General features: G+C 45.5%; 19 protein-coding genes. 11 read left to right on the forward strand and 8 right to left on the reverse strand.

Features of this window, described 5'->3' with window-relative positions; genetic code table 11:
• Window positions 1-6: 6 nt before the first annotated feature.
• The 6 genes from B0H98_RS05005 to B0H98_RS05030 all read left to right on the forward strand — a co-directional run bounded on the left by B0H98_RS05005 (window position 7) and on the right by B0H98_RS05030 (window position 10,169).
• Window positions 7-669, forward strand: coding sequence for a DUF4391 domain-containing protein (locus B0H98_RS05005; RefSeq protein WP_106373977.1), 663 nt, complete (start codon window positions 7-9; stop codon window positions 667-669).
• A 38-nt stretch (window positions 670-707) separates the two neighbouring features.
• Window positions 708-2,657 carry a site-specific DNA-methyltransferase gene (locus B0H98_RS05010; RefSeq protein WP_106373978.1) on the forward strand — a complete coding sequence of 650 codons (1,950 nt, stop codon included), beginning with the start codon at window positions 708-710 and terminating at the stop codon, window positions 2,655-2,657.
• Window positions 2,657-5,707, forward strand: a complete 3,051-nt coding sequence (locus B0H98_RS05015; RefSeq protein ID WP_106373979.1) for a type III restriction-modification system endonuclease — start codon at window positions 2,657-2,659, stop codon at window positions 5,705-5,707. Before B0H98_RS05010 ends, B0H98_RS05015 begins: the two co-directional genes overlap by 1 nt.
• Window positions 5,708-5,826: 119 nt before the next feature.
• Window positions 5,827-6,798 (forward strand): restriction endonuclease, encoded by a 972-nt coding sequence (locus tag B0H98_RS05020; protein ID WP_146130232.1) that lies wholly within the window; start codon window positions 5,827-5,829, stop codon window positions 6,796-6,798.
• Window positions 6,799-6,990: 192 nt separating this feature from the next.
• Window positions 6,991-8,646: a hypothetical protein gene (locus tag B0H98_RS05025; protein ID WP_106373981.1), complete on the forward strand. Its 1,656-nt coding sequence runs from the start codon at window positions 6,991-6,993 to the stop codon at window positions 8,644-8,646.
• Window positions 8,646-10,169: a hypothetical protein gene (locus tag B0H98_RS05030; RefSeq protein WP_106373982.1), complete on the forward strand. Its 1,524-nt coding sequence runs from the start codon at window positions 8,646-8,648 to the stop codon at window positions 10,167-10,169. Before B0H98_RS05025 ends, B0H98_RS05030 begins: the two co-directional genes overlap by 1 nt.
• Window positions 10,170-10,273: 104 nt before the next feature.
• On the opposite strand, the gene B0H98_RS05035 is transcribed toward B0H98_RS05030, so the two are convergent.
• The 6 genes from B0H98_RS05035 to B0H98_RS05055 form a co-directional block, all read right to left on the reverse strand.
• A complete protein-coding gene (locus tag B0H98_RS05035; RefSeq protein WP_146130233.1) occupies window positions 10,274-10,645 on the reverse strand; it encodes a hypothetical protein in 372 nt (123 codons plus the stop codon).
• A gap of 5 nt (window positions 10,646-10,650) precedes the next feature.
• Entirely contained in the window at window positions 10,651-11,211 is a 561-nt protein-coding gene (locus B0H98_RS05040) for a hypothetical protein (protein ID WP_146130234.1), read from the reverse strand.
• Between the two features lie 27 nt (window positions 11,212-11,238).
• Window positions 11,239-11,586 (reverse strand): hypothetical protein, encoded by a 348-nt coding sequence (locus tag B0H98_RS05045; protein WP_106373985.1) that lies wholly within the window; start codon window positions 11,584-11,586, stop codon window positions 11,239-11,241.
• A 16-nt stretch (window positions 11,587-11,602) separates the two neighbouring features.
• Window positions 11,603-12,049, reverse strand: coding sequence for a tyrosine-type recombinase/integrase (locus B0H98_RS17155; RefSeq protein ID WP_244182969.1), 447 nt, complete (start codon window positions 12,047-12,049; stop codon window positions 11,603-11,605).
• Window positions 12,046-12,861, reverse strand: coding sequence for a tyrosine-type recombinase/integrase (locus B0H98_RS17160; protein ID WP_244182970.1), 816 nt, complete (start codon window positions 12,859-12,861; stop codon window positions 12,046-12,048). The genes B0H98_RS17155 and B0H98_RS17160 overlap by 4 nt, the downstream gene beginning before the upstream one ends.
• 323 nt (window positions 12,862-13,184) lie before the next feature.
• A complete protein-coding gene (locus tag B0H98_RS05055; protein ID WP_340162376.1) occupies window positions 13,185-13,865 on the reverse strand; it encodes a Crp/Fnr family transcriptional regulator in 681 nt (226 codons plus the stop codon).
• Window positions 13,866-14,189: 324 nt separating this feature from the next.
• Here B0H98_RS05055 and B0H98_RS16955 point away from each other — a divergent pair, with 324 nt between their 5' ends.
• Window positions 14,190-14,414, forward strand: a complete 225-nt coding sequence (locus B0H98_RS16955; RefSeq protein WP_146130235.1) for a hypothetical protein — start codon at window positions 14,190-14,192, stop codon at window positions 14,412-14,414.
• Between the two features lie 222 nt (window positions 14,415-14,636).
• Complete coding sequence (locus B0H98_RS05060) at window positions 14,637-14,840, forward strand: hypothetical protein (protein WP_106373986.1); 204 nt, start codon at window positions 14,637-14,639, stop codon at window positions 14,838-14,840.
• Window positions 14,841-14,943: 103 nt separating this feature from the next.
• Here B0H98_RS05060 and B0H98_RS05065 read toward each other — a convergent pair whose 3' ends face one another.
• On the reverse strand, window positions 14,944-15,129 hold the full coding sequence (locus B0H98_RS05065) for a hypothetical protein (RefSeq protein ID WP_106373987.1): 186 nt from the start codon (window positions 15,127-15,129) through the stop codon (window positions 14,944-14,946).
• Window positions 15,130-15,276: 147 nt separating this feature from the next.
• On the opposite strand from B0H98_RS05065, the gene B0H98_RS05070 reads away from it, so the two are divergent.
• Window positions 15,277-16,293 (forward strand): aldo/keto reductase, encoded by a 1,017-nt coding sequence (locus B0H98_RS05070; RefSeq protein WP_106373988.1) that lies wholly within the window; start codon window positions 15,277-15,279, stop codon window positions 16,291-16,293.
• Window positions 16,294-16,394: 101 nt separating this feature from the next.
• Window positions 16,395-16,544 carry a hypothetical protein gene (locus B0H98_RS17040; protein WP_167392646.1) on the forward strand — a complete coding sequence of 50 codons (150 nt, stop codon included), beginning with the start codon at window positions 16,395-16,397 and terminating at the stop codon, window positions 16,542-16,544.
• Between the two features lie 57 nt (window positions 16,545-16,601).
• On the opposite strand, the gene B0H98_RS05075 is transcribed toward B0H98_RS17040, so the two are convergent.
• The gene (locus B0H98_RS05075; RefSeq protein ID WP_106373989.1) at window positions 16,602-17,384 is read right to left on the reverse strand and encodes a dienelactone hydrolase family protein; all 783 of its coding nucleotides are present in this window, start codon (window positions 17,382-17,384) and stop codon (window positions 16,602-16,604) included.
• A 190-nt stretch (window positions 17,385-17,574) separates the two neighbouring features.
• Between B0H98_RS05075 and B0H98_RS05080 the strand changes: the two genes are divergently transcribed.
• Window positions 17,575-18,255 carry a Bax inhibitor-1/YccA family protein gene (locus B0H98_RS05080; protein WP_106373990.1) on the forward strand — a complete coding sequence of 227 codons (681 nt, stop codon included), beginning with the start codon at window positions 17,575-17,577 and terminating at the stop codon, window positions 18,253-18,255.
• Window positions 18,256-18,290: the final 35 nt, after the last annotated feature.

Raw genomic sequence — 18,290 nt, forward strand, 5'->3', positions numbered from 1 at the left:
TCGGTCATGTTCTATCACTACCCAGATAAAACCCGCTTAGATCGCGTGGTAGCCAAGCAGAAGGTGCTTGCTCACACCAAGGGAAGCAACAAGCTGCGTGAGCGTTTTCGTGATGAAGTAGAGCAGATCACTTGGCATGCCAAAATAGCCCCCAGCACACTGAATATACCCAGCACGAAGGATGTGCCTGAGCTGCAGGTGTTTGTGGTCACCCTGAAAGGTGAAGCACTCCACGATGATGTGTTGAGCGCCATAGACCATGCTATCCCGTTTCCCATTGTATTTGAGCTGCAAGGCCCAAACGGCGTGTGTGTTAAAGCGGCCTACAAATGCCCAAGCCAGGCGGATGCCAACAAATGGGTAACGGACGATAGCTATCTTAGTAGGGGTTGGCATGCAAAGGATGCAGAGCGCCATCCACTACCACCCGCTATTCATCTGCAGGCACTCTACCACCAGTGGCTGAGTAAGCTGATACCCGTGCCTAAGCGTGGTGGTGAGCGTTTGGAAGAGCAGCTAGCACGCTTCAGTGCTGCCAGCGCCTTAGAAAAGCAGGCTGAAAAATTAGAGAAACGGTTACGCAGCACGAAACAATTTAACCGCAAAGTCGAGCTGAATGCCGAGCTTCGCGGAATACGAAAACAGATTACCGAATATATTGCCCACTAGGGGTCAAGCGCCTAGCAGGCCAGGAGAAAGAAATCACCATGGATAAGCTCAAAATGCATTCGCCCAACCTAACAGAGGGCAACATCGCCAAGCTGGCAGAACTCTTCCCTAGCTGCGTGACGGAAGCGCGTGATGAGCATGGCAAGGTAAAGCAAGCAATCGACTTCGATCAGCTGCGCCAAGAGCTATCTGATCATATCGTTGAAGGCCCTCAAGAGCGTTACCACTTGAATTGGCCCGGTAAGCGAGACGCCTTGCTGGCAGCGAATGCGCCGATAGCTAAAACGCTACGTCCTTGCCGGGAAGAAAGTGTTGATTTTGATAGCACTAAAAACCTATTTATCGAGGGTGATAATCTTGAGGCGTTAAAGCTACTTCAGGAAACGTATCTTGGTAAGGTTAAGATGATTTACATTGACCCGCCTTATAATACGGGAAATGACTTTATATACTCTGATGATTTTTCAGAGCGAAAAGAAGATTATTTTTTGAGGTCAGTGCAAGTTAATGAGGAGAATGAGCGGCTTGTTGCTAATTTAGCTTCAAACGGGAGATTTCATTCAGACTGGCTTTCAATGATGTATTCGAGAATTAAGTTGGCGCGGAATCTGCTTTCCGAGGATGGAGCTGTTTTTGTAAGTATTGATGATAATGAGTCAAGCAATATAATAAAAATCATGTCCGAAGTCTTCGGGGAGCAAAATTTCGTTGCACAATTGGCTGTTCAGCTAAACCCTAGAGGTCGACATCTTGATCGTTATGTTGCCAGTACTCATGAGTCTATAGTTGTTTTCGTTAAAGATACAATTAACACAAATGCCATTCATGGAGTAGAAAAAGAAGGGCGAATGGAAGATGAGTACAATAAGAAAGATGAAAATGGTCCCTACCGATTGTTAGGGCTAAGAAATCGTAATCAATCTTTTAATCCCGAAACTAGGCCAAATCTATATTACCCTATTTATGTAGACCCCCAATCAGAGTCCGTATCTCTTATAAAAGATGATAAGTACAGTATCGAAGTTTGGCCAGATGCGCCTGATGGTATAAAAACATGTTGGACGTGGGGTAAGGATAAAGTGAGAAAGGAAAGTAGCTTATTGTGCGCTGTTCCTTACTCTTCCGAGTGGAGGATTTTTAGGAAAGATTATTTGCTCGGTACGGATGGTGAAAAAGCTAAAAGCTTAGTTAAGTCGCTGTGGATAGATAAAGAATTTACCAACGACTACGGAAGGAAGTCGGTTAAAGATCTTTTCGGGTCAGCAGTCATGGACTTTCCAAAATCTCCATATCTTTTGGAAAGACTGGTTCAAATTGGCAGCCATAAAGATTCTTTAGTCATGGATTTTTTTAGTGGTTCATCTACTTTGGCGCATTCAATAATGAATGTTAATGCGAACGATGGGGGTGATAGGCGATTTGTGATGGTGCAGCTGCCAGAGAAAGTTCAAATAGGCTCTAAAGCAGAAAAAGCCGGCTGTGAAAACATTGCTGAGCTTGGTAGGGAAAGGATTCGACGAGCGGGTGAAAAAATTCTTGAGTCAGATTTTAATTCAAATTGGGGTAAGGACATTGGCTTTAGAGTATTGAAGGTAGATAGCTCCAATTTGCAAGAAGTTTACTACCAACCCGGCGAGCTGCGGCAGGATATGCTGTCTGATACTGCCGATAATATCCGCCCAGACCGCACCCCAGAAGACCTGCTGTTTCAGGTATTACTGGACTGGGGCGTTGATCTCAGCCTCTCGATAGAGCAAAAAGACATTGCGGGTAAAACGGTTTACTTCGTGGATGGTAGCGACAAGCATATGGCGTTAGCCGCCTGCTTTGATCTGGATATCGATGAGGCCTTCGTCAAGCAGCTGGCTGATTACGAGCCGCTACGAGCCGTTTTCCGCGACGCGGGCTTTGCTAACGACGGCGTCAAAATCAATGTTGAACAGGTATTTGCTCAGAAGTCACCCAACACAGATGTGAAGGTGATTTGATGAAGCTCCAATTTAAAACTCAGGCGTATCAGACCCGAGCCGTTGACTCCGTAGTGGCCTGCTTCAAAGGCCAGCCGCCAAGCCGTGGGGTAACTTATCAAATTGACCCAGGTAGGGTAAGCACGCTTTCTACCCCCATGCAGCGTGACCTTTATGCATCGCCGCAAGAGGCTGATGCAGGCTTTCGAAACGCAGATGTTGAGCTTTCTGAAATGGAGCTACTGGGCAATATAAAAGCGGTGCAGCAGCGCCAGAATTTGCCCGTTTCAGACGCACTGGCCAAGGATGATAAAACTGGTTGTTCCATTAACCTTGATGTTGAGATGGAGACCGGCACCGGCAAAACCTACGTTTACTTGAAGAGCATGTTCGAGCTGTATGAAAAATACGGCTGGGGCAAGTTCATCATTGTCGTACCCAGCATTGCCATTCGTGAGGGTGTATATAAGTCGCTGCAAATCACGGCAGACCACTTCCAAGAAGCCTATGGCAAGAAAGCACGATTTTTTATCTACAACTCAAAGCAGCTGCACCAAATAGAGGATTTTTCCTCTAATGCGGGCATTAACGTGATGGTCATCAACGTCCAGGCGTTTAACTCCCGTGGTGCCGATAATCGGCGGATATACGACGAGCTAGATGATTTTCAATCTCGTAGGCCTATCGATGTCATCAAGGCTAATCGACCCATTCTATTCCTTGATGAACCGCAGAAGATGGAGGGCGGCAAAACGCTTGGCTCGCTGAGCGAGTTTAACCCTCTGTTTATTGTGCGCTACTCAGCCACACACAAAACGACCTACAACAAAATCCACCGGCTGGATGCGCTGGATGCCTACAACCAAAAACTGGTTAAAAAAATATCAGTGCATGGCATCACTACCCGTGGCTTAACCGGCACGGATGCCTATCTGTACCTTGAAAATATCGAAACCTCCCGCAGCAAACCACCCGTTGCGGTAGTGGAGTACGAAGAAAAAGGGGCAAGCGGTATTCGGCGTAAGCGTCGCAAGCTGCGGCTGGGTGACAACCTTTATGAGCTGTCGGGTGGGTTAGCCCAGTACCAAGGCTTTGTGGTCTCTGACATTGATGCCAGGGTTGACCAGCTCAGCTTTACCAACGGCGTTGAACTAACGGTGGGTGATATCACCGCTGATATCTCTGAAAAGGTATTGCGGCAGATACAAATTCGCGAGGCGATCAAAGCCCATTTCAAGAAAGAGCAGCAGCTCTTTTCTCAAGGCATCAAGGTTTTAACGCTGTTCTTTATCGATGAAGTGGCCAAGTACCGCCAGTATGACGACAGTGGTGAGGTAGCTGGCGAGTACGCTCAGATGTTTGAAGAGGAGTACAAGCGTGAACTCAACGAGGTGATGACGCTTGAAGACAGTGACTACCATCGCTATCTGAAAGGAATTGCCACCGAGAAAACACACAACGGCTACTTCTCTATCGACAAGAAGTCCAAGCGGCTGGTAGACCCCAAAACGAAGGCGCGCTCAAACGAGACGGATGATGTCGATGCGTATGACCTTATCCTGAAAGACAAGGAGCGGCTGCTTTCCTTCAAGGAGCCAACGCGCTTTATTTTCTCGCACTCAGCGCTGCGAGAAGGCTGGGACAACCCTAACGTATTTGTTATCTGCACGTTAAAGCACAGCGATAACACCATCTCACGCCGCCAAGAGGTCGGGCGTGGGCTGCGTTTGGCGGTTAATCAGCTGGGTGAGCGTATGGATGACCCCATGACCGTTCACGACATCAACGGGCTGACTGTAATCGCCAGCGAAAGCTACAAGGATTTCGTCACCGCGCTGCAGAAAGATATTGCCGCCAACCTTTCTGAACGGCCCCGTAAGGCTGATGAGAATTACTTCAAGGGTAAACTGCTGGTGAACGATGCCGGAGAAGAGACTGAAGTAACGGCTGCGATGGCGAAGGATATATATCGTTATTTGCTCAAACATGATTACACCGATAACGATGACCACATCACCGATACCTATCACCAGGCTAAAGAAAAAGGCGTGCTAGCGGAGTTGCCGGATTCACTGAAGCCTTATGAGGCACAGATTGGTCAGCTGATCGATAGCGTTTTCAGCAATGCTCAATTGCCGCACATCGACGATGGCCGTCGCACCAAACTCAATCCCCGCAACGATAACTTCAATAAGCAGGAGTTTCAGGCGTTGTGGGAGAAGATAAATCGCAAAGCGGCGTATTCGGTACGCTTTGACTCAGATGAGCTGATTCAAAAATGCGTCGGTTATCTGGACTTAAAGCTCCAGGTGAAGCGCCTTGAATACAAAATCGAGCGCGGCGAGCAGAATGTGGATGCCAGCTATGAAGACCTCAAGCGTGGCGAAGGTTTTACGGTCAAAGAAAGAGATAACCAAAAATACCAAGGCTCAGTGCATTCAGCAGTTACGTATGATCTGATTGGTCGATTAGCAGATGGTACAAAGCTAACGCGCCGTACCATTGCTGCGATGCTTTCTAAGGTTAAGGCGAGTACCTTCAAACAGTACGCCATGAACCCAGAAGACTTCATGATGCAGGCCGTGCGCCTTATCAATGAGCAGAAGGCGACCATGGTGGTCGAGCACATCAGCTACGACCCGCTCAATGAGACCCATAGCCAAGACATCTTCACCATCGAGAAGCCTGAAAACCGGCTGGATACCGCCTTCAAAGCCAAAAGGCACATTTACGATTATGTGGTGACTGACTCAGGGATTGAGCGTGACTTTGTGGAAGATATGGAGACACGCAAAGAGGTCGTGGTATACGCCAAGCTGCCTAAGAGCTTCTTCATCCCGACACCAGTGGGCAATTACAACCCAGACTGGGCGATTGCCTTCCATGAAAATGATGTCAAGCATGTCTACTTTATTGCAGAGACCAAGGGCAGCATGTCATCTATGGAATTACGTAAGGTGGAAGAAGCCAAGATCAAATGCGCTGCCGAGTTCTTCGATACCATTGCCACTGCCCAGGTGAAATACGATGTGGTGGATTCCTACGACAAATTGTTGGATTTGGTGAGATGATGCAGTACTGAGATGGCTCAATGATTTCACTATTCTTGGTTGTGAAAGCTGTACTTTATTAGTCTATTAAGTTTAACTAAAAACTAATTCAGTATTGTTTTTACCACAAGGTGGTCACTGTGAGTCGAGTAATATTGGTGCGCAGCCCTGCAGTATTAAGTCATCAGCATCAGGTTGGCTACGGCTGGTCCCAGATGAATTTTTCTGGTCATGCTAGCGCTGATGACTTAATGGGCGCGTTTTGCGAGCAAAATATAGAGATTGGTCGAAAAGAAAACCAAATCCGCCGATTTTTCAATATTGAGCAAGGTGACCTGCTTGTAGTGCCAGTAAATCGTGCGATCTTGCTTGCCCGAGCTACGGGACAGAAAAGCTTCAGCCAGGATGTGCATTATGGTGAAAATCTTGTAGGGGCTGAATTTCTGCGTAATCCGGATGGTAGTCTTAAGCGCGTTCCTCGAAATGATCTCTCTAACGCACTCGAAACCCGTCTAAAAATTCGCATGGCGATTGCACCACTGGACGAGTTCTCCGATGAGCTAGAACGTCTTTATTCTACGCTCGAAAAAGGTGGGCATAGCAGCATTAGCAGCCACTACGAAGCACAAAACAATGACTTAGTAGCTGAGGCGAAAAGCGAACTACTCAAGCGTATCCAAAAGGGTGGCACCTACTTAGCAAGTGGTGGAGAGGGCTTTGAGCGGTTGGTTATGGAGCTATTGGAGTTAGAGGGTTATAGCGTTCATCGCCCTAGTAAGTGTCACTATGCAGGTATAGCAGATGCTGACATTGAAGCGTATCGGCAGGATCGTTTCATCCAGACAAAGCTCTTGCTTCAGGTTAAGCACCATCAGGGCACAACAGATGCCCATGGAATTAAGCAGCTAGCGGCCATTGAAGAAGAGGGCGCACTGCGCTGGCTCATCACCTCAGCACTCATTGAAGAGCAAACAAAGACTTACGCAGAAAGTCATGATGTGCAGGTGATGGATGGAAACGAGTTTGTGGACTGGCTCTTTGAGCAAGCTCATCGCTTGAAGTTAACGACCAGAAGCCGTCTAGGGCTTTCTGATGCGCCAGTGCTAGTGTAGGGAAGGCTTAGCTCCCTCTTCTAGATTTAGGTTAGTGTATGAGCGTAGGTGCTTTTGGAAAAATATATTTCGCTTTTAATTTCAGCTTTCCTAATGGGCATACTTGTTCAGAGTCGTCCTCGATAAAATTTGCTAGACTTTATCCAAAATAAAATTTAATATCAATTTTTATCTTTTTTTCAGGAGTTTTGTATGTCAGGCGTGAATCAATATCTTAAGGAAGAGTTTGCTAAAATGAAGGGTAAGGTATGGTTAACGCCAGATATACCCGAGAAAAAGCTTAGCAATGCAGTCAATGCTTTTAAGTATAATGGTGATCCTTCAACAATTATTGCTATTCTTGATAATACTACACTTCGTAGCGCTAAAGAAGGTTTTATAGTCAGTGGTAGCAAGTTGGTGTGTAAAGAGGTTTTTGAGTCGCCAATAGAATTGCTTTTTGAGGACATTGAAAGCTTTGAATATATTGAAAACATTACTCAAAACTCAAAAGGTAAAGAGAAAAAGAGCAGCTTTTTAAAAGTGAATAAAAAAGATGGAAGTGCGCACGATTTTAAATACAATGCACTTGTCGATACTGAAGCACTTGCTAGAATATTAAATGACGCGCTTAAAGGTTTCGAAAATTATGAAGAGCAAAGTCAGCTTGAGCCTATTGAAAATCTGTCTGAAGAGTTAAAATTAGCTTATCTTAAAGTTATAGTTAACATGGCCTTTGATGATGACGGGGAGGTTGATGAAAATGAGTTCTCCGAAATACTTCAACTGATTACGCGCCTCAATTTAAAACCTGAGTCACGCAATGAAGTTAGACTGTATATAGCCACTCCAGAAGATGTACTCTCAACTGAAGAACTTGTAAATATTTTAAATAAGCATTCTCCTGATGGAATGCAGCAATCATTACATGTTTCTTTAGTGAAAGATTTACTCAGCATTCATTCATCTTTGACACAAGGTCAAGCAAAAGAATTTGAATTTCTTCAAAAAAACAAAAAATTATTTAGCATTGGAGATCAAGAGATAGAGCTCGCACAGATGGCGATTGAAAATGATAGAAAAATACTTGATCGAAAATATGATGATAAAGCGATTGCCAGAAGTGTCAAAGAATTGAGTGCTAAAGCAGGCGCAATAGGTGTCCCCCTAGGTGCTGTGTATTTGTCTGGTTCTGTCATGGGATTATCGGCAGCTGGCATGACCTCAGGTCTTGCAACACTTGGTATGGGTGGCGTTCTAGGCTTGTCCAGTATGGCAACCGGAATAGGAGCCGCTGTAATATTAGGTGTGGTTGCATATAAGGGTATTCGTCATCTATCTAACACGGGCGTTGAAGAAGGCGATAAAAGACGAGAAATTATGCTTCAGGAAGTAATCCGGCAGAGTCAAAAAACAATTAGTATGGTAATCGAAGATATTAATTTATTGACAAAAGAACTATCAGAAGCTCTTGCTTCTGAGCATGTGACAAAGGAGAGGCTTGACCAGCTTGGGCAAAAATTTAAGCAATATGTTCAAGCTACAAAATTGATTAATAACAAAGCAGAAAAAGCAGAAGTTCATAAGGCTAGGCTTAAGTCTCCAGAGATATTGGATGTTAATAGATTAAGAGCACTAACTAAAGAACATGATAAAAAACGCTATTTTGATTTGGTGATGAGTTTTTATCAAGAGGTAACTATTAAAGAAGAAAATAGTGATGGCCAAATAGAGGAAAAAACTGTCTGGAAAATGATAGGTTGTGATAATACTAGAGAGCTAGAAGAGTTAGGCGGCGTTTTTGAAATGTTAGGCTACTCAAGTACGCAAAGTGCTATCAAAGGTAAATTGCAGGGTTTTATGTCGTAATGAAGAATGACAAGAGAATAACAGACTCATTGCTGGTGCAGAAGCACCAGCAGCTTGCCAGTCAAAAAAAAATTGGTGAAATTCGCTCAGGTATTAAAGATCTAAAAATAGTACGCAGTGAAAACCTTAATAAAATAGATGACCTTGAGTCTGAAATAGATGCAATGTTAAGTGCAGAAGGCATTGTATTCGATGAAGCATTGCATATAGAGGGAGCTGGCATCGACTCTCTGACTAAAGTTGATGAGGATAAGATTTACTTTGAAAATAAAATATCAGCTTTAGACAGTGTTGTTGGGAATATCGATGATTGGGATTCGTATATTTTCTCAATCAAAGCTTATACACGTAGAAATAATGTGGATCTTAATGTAGATCCATTTCAGGTCTTAATGACTGAATCTCAGAGAATTGATATAAATAAAAGGATCCAAGATGAATTAACTTACAAAAAAGCTAGTTGCGATAAGTACGACTATATGCTAGCTGGTACGTGCGGAATGATAGCAGGGCTGATTGATATTGTTTTTGTAGGTACGCCAAAACAAGGTATATTGGGAAAAAAAACTGATGAAGCAGTCGACGGCGCAGTGAAGCAATTTGCTAAAGTACTTGGCTGGAAAGGGCCAAAGGCTGATCGGGATCCCACGGCAAGTGCTATTGGCTTTTTGGAAGGAAAATTTAAAGTTAACTACGACCAAACCCACACTTATAAAAGTGGTAAGATGGGTACAGATGGTTTAGTTAAAAATCTTTATCCAGGAAATCATCATGTTAAAAGCCTTGCGCATTCACCTGATTTAATCGGCCTTTTTTTCTCCATTCTTAATCAGTTTAATAATACATCAACTTTTGTTAGCGATGGAAAGTTGGTAACTATAGATACAGAAACATTTGAATTAAACGGCGGTAATTTCATAGCAAAAATTTTTGCTGGTTTTTGTAACTGGTTTGGTCATCTGCTCTCTGATGTTGCAGGTTCCTCAGGTGCGAGAGGTAACGAATCTAGAGGGAGCGGTATTCCCATGCCTTTTTATTCATTATTACAGTTTTTAGAGGTTGGTGAATTTGGTAAACATCGCGACTCTTTTGCGAAAGTGTCCGTCAAAGTCTTTGAGCAGGGCTATGACTTTCGCCATGGAGTAGCACTAGCTATACCTGTTCTGATCTCAGAGCTGCTTACTAGAGTTTGTTGGGCTTTTAAACAGCGGTTCTATCATCGTCAAGACTGGATAAACTGTGTGCCCTCAGCAGCTGTTCCTGAACTTCGTAGAATGCTTTTAGTATCTCACGGAACTCTATGCTTAGTAGATGGAGTTGATGCAGGTATTAAATCTGGAGGAGATGTAGTTCAATTTATGTTGCGCGCGAATATTCTTGCATGGGCAAGGCTTGGTACAGTTGCTACAAAAGAAGTCATTTCATTGTACAAAGCTGGCTCTTTAGATATAGATGCTGCTAATGAATATTTAGATAGAGAGTACGAAAAAATGATTGGAAAGAATAATAATCAGCTATTTTGAAATTAATAACTGCCAGAATTTTAACTAGATATCGCACGCTATCAAGTGTTATAAGTATCACAAGAAAATTCTGGCTTTTAATTTTTATCTTTACATGTATGTTATCAAAATTTTAATTGCCTTGGGTTTTGTAGATACTCCCAGGCCTTATACTGAAGATATCTATGTTGTTTAGATGAAAAGAGAAAGCTACTATCACGAAAGATTGTGAGTGACAGCAGCCCAAGGATCTGCAAGAAATTATAACCTTTTACAGGTATCAATCTGTCTTCAATTTCCGAAAATTTATGCTTTATGATGCTATAAATAGCTTGTTGTAAGACTCCTTTCGCAATTCCAGCACTCACCAGCTTCTCCGCAATGAGACTGGCTCTTATATAAGACTTATATAGTGGATATTTAGATTCTTTATTCCTTTTTATTTCATTCATTTCTTTTTTGCCTTTATAATTTTTTTCGGCAAGAATGTCGATCAAAACAATTAAGTCAGTTGATTTTTTGCGATTTCTTGTATTTTTTCATTTATGGATTTTTTTACAGATAGCTCACGCGTAAGCTTTTCTGTGATAGTGAGATTCTTAATTTCTTCTTCCAAAATAGTTTCGAAATTTATTGCTTCGCTGTAGGAATTAGAAACAATCTTGGGTATTTGTTCTAAGCAATTTGCTGTTAATTTCTTTTCTTTATATCTTTCCTCTAACCAACTTGTCACTAGTTTCTGCGCTATTTTTTTATCTTTGGTGTCGTTAATCATATTGTTTTTTTGGAGGTAGTGATGAATCGCATTTATATCTTTTATTAACTGGTTTGACCATGGATTTGCTTGATAGTCACCAATGTCACTGAAGTCAGATTTGAGTTCCCCATGAAGAAAATTTTTCAATTTTTCAATTTCAAAGCTAAGAAAAAATATTTCTTCTATTTTTAATTTAGTTCTCTGGGAGATAATGTTAATGAAATAAAACTCTTGAAACATATAACTAAGTCTTTCTCTTACAATGCCACACATGCAAAAGCGACTACATTCTTCTTCATGAAGCACTTTTTTCGCTGCTAATGAATGAGGAGATTATGCTGTTATAATATTTTGTTTAGAGTTGGTGTAAACTACCAAATGTGGATTTGACGTTTTCCAGTTTAAGGTGCGAAGTATTTTTTCGTTATTTTTAGTCGAAGGTATAAATCCGTCAAGGGCTTCCGGTTCGACCTTAAGAAAGTTCTCCTTAATTGGATTAAGCATGTAGTCACGCTCGCTTTTAGGGAGGCGAATGCCTATTTCTATTGGTTGTTCTGGCAAAATTATAAGATGGATATCATTGTTGGCTACTGTTTTAATCAGTTTTTCAATGTCACAGCCTAGTATAGCAATAACTTTTTTTAAAGAAAGTATTGGTTCTTGTTTGTTTAATAAAAACATGACTTTTAACTCGTGCCTAATTGAAAGTTATCGAGTTTTTGTTGAGCTTTTTTAGCTCTAAACTAAGCAAAGTTGGTTTGCTTTTGGGTATTATGAAATCAGCCCATTCCTGCATCATTGCACGCCGTTTTTCGAACAGGTCACCGCGTCTATATGCAGCCTCTACCTTATTTTCAATAGTGTGTGCCAAGGCCATCTCGGCAACATCACGAGGATAGCTAGTAACTTCGCCAGTCCAGTCACGGAAGGAAGAACGAAATCCATGGGGTACATAATTGCCTTGCTCACCATGTGTGCCGTAGCCCAACCCCCGCATGAACTGTAAAAGTGACATATTGGAGAGCGGTCGGCCAGCCTTCATGCCAGGAAAAATATGGTTGTTACCGTTAACGCGTGGAACGTTATGGAGTAGATCCATGGCTTGGCTAGATAATGGCACCCTGTGTTCACGATTTGCCTTCATGCGTTCGGCTGGTATCCGCCAAGTTTTTTTGCAAGATCGATTTCATGCCATTCAGCATTTAACACTTCTGATGTGCGTGTGGCAGTCAATATGAGAAATTGCAATGCCTTTGAAGACATACTGTTGTAGCGCTGAATGAAGTCCATAAACGCTGCAACTTGCTCGTAAGGCATAGCAGGGTGGTGATTCACCTTTTGCACTCGCGATGGCTTAGCGAGCAATTTATCGAGGTGGCCACGCCAGCGGGCAGGGTTAACCGGGTCACGATACTCATGGGCTGCTGCGAAATTTAGTATGTTTTCAATGCGCCCTTGTACACGCTTAGCTGTTTCATTTTTGACTGTCCAGATAGGCGCGAGGATCTTCAATATATCCTGAGTGGTGACCTCTTCTACGGGGAGATTACCTATCACCGGGCGCACGTATGTTTTAAGAGTGCTTACCCATTGACGCGCATGCTTGGCATTTCGCCAGCTGCTTCGGTGGGATTGAATATAGCGTGCGGCGCAATGGGTAAACGTGATAGGTCCTGCTTCAATTTCCGTTTTCTGTTCACGTGCTGCCAGTGGGTCAATGCCTTGCTTGACGAGCTTGCGTTGCTCAGAAACTAAATCCCTTGCCTCTGATAGAGGCGTATCTGCAAAGCTACCGAGTCCCATATCTCTCAGCTTCCCAGCCCATCGAAAACGGTAAATCCAGCTTGCGCCGCCACCTTTACCAATTTTGAGGTACAGCCCATCCCCATCATTAGTCATTCCAGGCTTTGATTCCCTGACAAGCTTTTGAACGCCTTTTGTTGTGAGTTTGCCCATGGCCGCTACCTCCGAAGTAGGTTTTTAGCGTACCATATCTCAGCCCATACACCAGCCCATACTTGCACTCTGTTTTGCGTTGTATGTGAGTGGATGAGGTTGTACTGTATGGACTGTTATTTTATTATGGATCAAGTGCTTGCTGGAGCTTTGTGGATGCGGTGGGACATGTAGTATACGGACTGTCCCTCCGCCACTTATCCGAAAAGCCCCTGATTCGTCAGGGGCTTTTTTCGTTTGCGTTACCTACTAGTTCTATCGAATTTAGGGGCGGTAACGATATTGACAAGCCGGAGCCAAGACCGGTGCATTCAAGACAAGCCTCAAAGCTCCTTCGCCAAACTAGGCGAGGCCTTGTCCAGATGAAGATAATTGGCATCGAAGTCACTGAAGACTTTCATCCTTTCCCAATCATGTATTGTGACGGAGCGGTTCTCCCAGGAAACGAGCCCTTCACTGCGAAGTTTGCTGATGACCCGGTTGGTGTGAACCGGTGTGATGCCCATGGCTTCACCTACCTGCTGCTGGGTAATGGGAAGCATGAAGCTGTGGTCATCGGTAAGACCCGCTGCTCGGGAACGTATCAATAGTTCGCAGAAGAGGTGCGCCATGCGTTGGTCTGCCTGCCGGCCACCGATATTGACCAGCCATTGGCGTAGGGTGGCTTCATCTACCAGCATCGACCAGAAAAGCGCCCGGGAAAGTCTGGGGTGGGACTCGTAGAGTTCCTGAATACGGTGCTTGGGAATAGACGTGACCTGGGAGGGGATGACCGCACATATGGAGTGATCCATCTTGTCGACCAGGGTGATATGTATATCGCAGGCATCGCCGGGAATCAGAAACCCGAGCGCCTGATATTTTCCGTTGTCAGTGACCTTGTAGCGGGTTGCCCAACCTTCCAACAGGATGCTGACTTCATTTGGGCTATCGTCAACGCGTATCAGGTCTTCAGATTTTCTGAGTGACCGAATAGGCGTTATATAGTGCTCAAGCGCTTGGATCTCCTCGGATGTGCAGGCCTGAAAGTTGTTTAGCTTATTAACGAATTTTTTAAGCAAATTGATTCCTGAGTAGGCTGGAAAGATTGTTATCAGTATTGTCCGTTATCTTGTTTAATGGAAGTTAATTAATTATTATTTTGTTAGTCATGGTTATTTACATAAAAATTAAATAGCTGCCGTTAAATTGTTTGATATTTATTGTTATAAATTGCGAGAAGGCTTGTGCTGATCCATAGTGGCCGACCGCTATAAGGTGGCTATTATGCAAAATCGGCTCCACTGGGCTACCCTTAAGTAGTTAATTTTATAGAGAGAATTCTGGTTATGAATCAATCTTCAATTTGCCCTGAGTGTGGCAGTACACAATTGCGTTTTCCGGATGATGGCGCGAGTGATCAGGGCGTCAGTTGTGCCTCCTGCGGGGCTGCATTAGGCGATAAACATCGGTTTACTCGCGAATATAAGGTTGATTCCCAAGATGAAAATGAGCATAAGGTAGAGAAGGGCATTAAGCAGGTGATTAACAAGGCAAAAGGCAAGGGTGAGTAATTGACAGCTTTATGGGTGATTATTTTACCAGCTCGGCTGGCCGAGCTGGCCTGACCTGTTCATAAGTAATTAGTTCCCTTGATCGATATGGTTTTTATCAACGTTTCCAAAATGTTATAAAATTTGCTGACTCTAGGAGGCTAGGGCAGAAAGATCAGTTATCGACTAAGCTACAGGTATGCACAACATGATGTTGTGATGCTCGGCAAGGAGTAACTTTAAATGGCATTTCCTAAAACGTGTACTCAGTGTGGCAGTGAAGACCTTCGAATTCCTGGAGATTCCGAGGAAGATCAAAATATCTACTGCAATTCCTGCAACGCCGTGGTCGGCGACAAGAAGAAGCTGGCCAAAGAAATAGAAGATGAGGGCGAAGGCGATCATCAGGTCGAGAAGCTGCTCAAGTCGCTGAGCGGTAAGGAGTAGGTCAAGCGACTAAATTCATGAACATCAAGAACCGCCAGCCGTGAGCTGGCGGTTTTGCTATGCCACGTGGTGGCATCAGTGCGTAAATAAATCAGTTGAGCTGTTAACTATCTAACTGTTCGTTCAATTCTTTCACTGCTTCATCGGCTTCTGGCTTGGTTGCACACCGGCGCCTAACCATTTCGCCATCGCGTTCGCTTTCATCACGCGTATCCACTATCCACCACTCCGGCTGCGCATCAATTTCAGGTCCCTCCTTGACTGCTCGATAAACTGAAAATACGGTCATTTTCCACTCCTTGGCTGGTATGAACCTTTATACCCTAGCTCAGAGCGTCTAATTTGGGTACTGATCACCAGGCCAATTTGATATATCGCTTGATATCCAAATCCTTGTATTGTGGCAAGTATTATTCTGAGCATTCAGAGGTTGATGATGTCGACGTTTTTTAGGCGCTTAGCAGAAGTGGCTTCACCCGAGATTGGTGTGGGCTGCATGAACCTTTCCCATGGGTACGGGCAGCATGTACTGGAAAACGATGGCATCAGAGCGTTGAATGAAGCGTTTGAAATGGGCTATCGGCACTTCGATACGGCGACGCTGTATGGGGCGACCGCGAATGAGCGCCTGCTGGGTATGGCGCTCAGCGAGAAGCGCCATGAATTTTTGCTGGCCAGCAAGTGCGGGATGGCCATGGACCCGGAAAGCGGCAAGCGGGTAATCAATGGCCGCCCGGAAACGCTGCGCCGCCAGTGTGAAGATAGTCTGACACGTCTGCGTACCGACCATATTGATGTTTACTACCTGCACCGCCTGGACCCAGACGTAGCGGTTGAAGAGAGCGTCGGGGCACTGGGCAAGCTGGTCGATGAAGGCAAGATAGGCAGCGTAGGGTTATCCGAAGTGTCGGCCATAACGCTTAATAAAGCGTACCGGGAGTACCCGGTGGGCGCCGTACAGTCCGAGTACTCGCTATGGACGCGAAACCCTGAAATTGCCTTGGTCCAGGCGTGTAAGACGCTGGAGGTGGCACTGGTAGCCTTCAGCCCGCTGGGTCGGGGGTTTCTGACCGGCGCAATAGACACCAATACCGCGTTCGCAGAAGGCGATATGCGCGCCAACATGCCGCGTTTCAGCGCGGAGTGTCTGCCGGGTAACCTGGCCTTGCTGAAAGACTTTGTGAGCCTTGCCCATGAGCTTGATGTGACACCGGCGCAATTGGCGCTTGCCTGGGTGAAGGCGCAGGGGAGCCATGTCTTACCCATTCCGGGAACGCGTTCTATCGCCCATATGCGCGAAAATCTTGCGGCTGAGAACCTGACTCTGGAACCCGCCTATTTAAGCAAGCTCAACAATATGCTGACGCCTGATAAAGTACTGGGAGAGCGCTACAGCGCAGCTCAGCAGGCGGATATCGATACCGAAACGTTTGCTGCACCCGGAGAAGAGTAAGGGTTGCGAAATAGGCATGACAGCACTATTGCTTTCGGCATACATTCGGCTAGCATGCAGGAAGTGGCTGGTTGTCGCCAGCCCGATCCAGGAAAGAGATCATGATCAAGGGTCTAATTATCTGTTTTGCGATACTTTTTGCTCAGCTCGCCGTGCTGCATATTGTTGATGCCAGGCTTTACTCTCAAGATGCGCGTCCAACTGCCAATACGCTGGTGCCGCCGCCAAGAGAAGAGGAACTGGAAAGCTAGCGAGCAGACCCGCCGGCAAGGGATATGCCGGCTGGTACAGTATCTGAACCGGCTAGCTTAATGCTCTGCTGCCTGTTCCGGCAGCGTGTCCTCCAGCCACTGAGTAAAGGAAGCCCAGGAGCGTTCATCGGCACGCTGCTGGTAGCGGTCACTGCCGAATACGCTGAAGGCATGCGGTGCACCGGAATAGATGTTGATCTCGTAGCTGACATCCGCGGCTTCCAGCTCGCTGCCCAGAGCGGCAACGTCCTCAAGGCTTACGCTTTCATCGGCGCCGCCATGGGCGATGTAGATAGGGGCTGTGTCGGCGCTATACGCCTGACCTTCCGGCGTTTCCAGACCACCATGAAAGCTTGAGTAAGCGGCGATATTGTCCGCCTCGCCAGAGCGGGCCATTTCAAGCGCCACCGCGCCTCCGAAACAGTAGCCCAGAAGAATGGTTTGCGGCGTAGCGCCCTGCTCCTTGGCCTGAGCAAGCCCGGCTAGCGTCAATTCACGCATTCGCGCCCGATCCTCATAAAGGGCGTTGGTCGCAGCCTGTTTATCTTCGACCGATTGCGGTCGGTTGCCTTCACCGAAAAGGTCGATGGCAAAGGCGTTATATCCTTCTTCGGCGAGCATATCCGCACGCTGACGCTCATAATCATCGACGCCGTCCCAATCGTGAATGATGATGACCGTGCCTTTTGCATCGCCCGGGGCGGGTACGTAGTAACCTTCAAAGGATTCATTATCAATCGAATAGACGATATCTTCGCCTTGAGGTGTAAAGGCAAAAGCAGCAGGTGCTATCAAGGTAAGTAGCAAGGCAGTTGGTGTCGATAACGGTGCTTTAAACATTAGCAGGCTTCCTTTTAATAACAATAGTTAGCTAAATAGCAGTCAATAAAAAATAAGCATAGACGACTATGCTTGCGTTAGAAAAAGGTTGAGCCTTTGTTTTCGAAGTCGATAAAGGCTTGCGTCTGGAACTTGGTAGCGGCATGCTTGTCTATTAACAGCAATATTATTTTTTGGGGAGCATAAACACATGGCTTATAACGATCTAAACACGGCACAAACGCGATCAGGCGGTGTGGCCAATAGTGTCAGCACCAACAAAGTGCTGCGCAATACCTATGCCTTGCTGGCAATGACGCTGCTGTTCTCTGCCGTCATGGCAGGTGCATCCGTTGCCATGGGTGTTCAGCAGATGAACATCTTTGTGTTTTTCATCGGCGCTTACGGGCTGATGTTCCTGGTTCATAAAACGGCCAACTCTGCTGCTGGCCTGTTGGCAACGTTTGCCTTTACCGGGTTCATGGGCTTTACCCTGGGTCCAATTATTTCTGCCTACCTGACGCTGCCTAACGGTGGTGCGCTGATCATGAATGCCTTGGCCATGACGGGTCTGACATTCTTTGGTCTTTCAGCGGTAGCGTTGACCACCAAGAAGGACTTCAGCTTCCTGGGCAATTTCCTGCTGGCGGGTGCGATCGTATTGGTGCTGGCCATGGTGGCGGGACTGATCTTCAATATTCCAGCCCTTTCGCTGATGGTATCAGCCGGTTTTGTACTGTTTGCTTCCGCGGCAATCCTGTACCAGACCAGCGAGATCATTCACCGTGCGGGCGAGACGAATTACATCCTGGCAACGGTGACGCTGTATGTCTCGATCTACAATCTGTTTGTGAGCCTGCTGTCCATTTTGGGTATCATGAGCAACGACTGATCGCTCAGCGGTCAGTAAACGGGCAGCCCCTACCA

Origin of the sequence: Vreelandella songnenensis (assembly GCF_003002925.1) — a bacterium.
Classification (GTDB): Bacteria; Pseudomonadota; Gammaproteobacteria; order Pseudomonadales; family Halomonadaceae; genus Vreelandella; species Vreelandella songnenensis.

Coding starts and splice junctions, on each gene's coding strand:
- B0H98_RS05005 (WP_106373977.1), top strand. CDS start 7: ATGTTCTATCACTACCCAGATAAAACCCGCTTAGATCGCGTGGTAGCC.
- B0H98_RS05010 (WP_106373978.1), top strand. CDS start 708: ATGGATAAGCTCAAAATGCATTCGCCCAACCTAACAGAGGGCAACATC.
- B0H98_RS05015 (WP_106373979.1), top strand. CDS start 2,657: ATGAAGCTCCAATTTAAAACTCAGGCGTATCAGACCCGAGCCGTTGAC.
- B0H98_RS05025 (WP_106373981.1), top strand. CDS start 6,991: ATGTCAGGCGTGAATCAATATCTTAAGGAAGAGTTTGCTAAAATGAAG.
- B0H98_RS05030 (WP_106373982.1), top strand. CDS start 8,646: ATGAAGAATGACAAGAGAATAACAGACTCATTGCTGGTGCAGAAGCAC.
- B0H98_RS05045 (WP_106373985.1), bottom strand. CDS start 11,586: ATGTTTTTATTAAACAAACAAGAACCAATACTTTCTTTAAAAAAAGTT.
- B0H98_RS17155 (WP_244182969.1), bottom strand. CDS start 12,049: ATGAAGGCAAATCGTGAACACAGGGTGCCATTATCTAGCCAAGCCATG.
- B0H98_RS17160 (WP_244182970.1), bottom strand. CDS start 12,861: ATGGGCAAACTCACAACAAAAGGCGTTCAAAAGCTTGTCAGGGAATCA.
- B0H98_RS16955 (WP_146130235.1), top strand. CDS start 14,190: ATGAATCAATCTTCAATTTGCCCTGAGTGTGGCAGTACACAATTGCGT.
- B0H98_RS05060 (WP_106373986.1), top strand. CDS start 14,637: ATGGCATTTCCTAAAACGTGTACTCAGTGTGGCAGTGAAGACCTTCGA.
- B0H98_RS05065 (WP_106373987.1), bottom strand. CDS start 15,129: ATGACCGTATTTTCAGTTTATCGAGCAGTCAAGGAGGGACCTGAAATT.
- B0H98_RS05070 (WP_106373988.1), top strand. CDS start 15,277: ATGTCGACGTTTTTTAGGCGCTTAGCAGAAGTGGCTTCACCCGAGATT.
- B0H98_RS17040 (WP_167392646.1), top strand. CDS start 16,395: ATGATCAAGGGTCTAATTATCTGTTTTGCGATACTTTTTGCTCAGCTC.
- B0H98_RS05075 (WP_106373989.1), bottom strand. CDS start 17,384: ATGTTTAAAGCACCGTTATCGACACCAACTGCCTTGCTACTTACCTTG.
- B0H98_RS05080 (WP_106373990.1), top strand. CDS start 17,575: ATGGCTTATAACGATCTAAACACGGCACAAACGCGATCAGGCGGTGTG.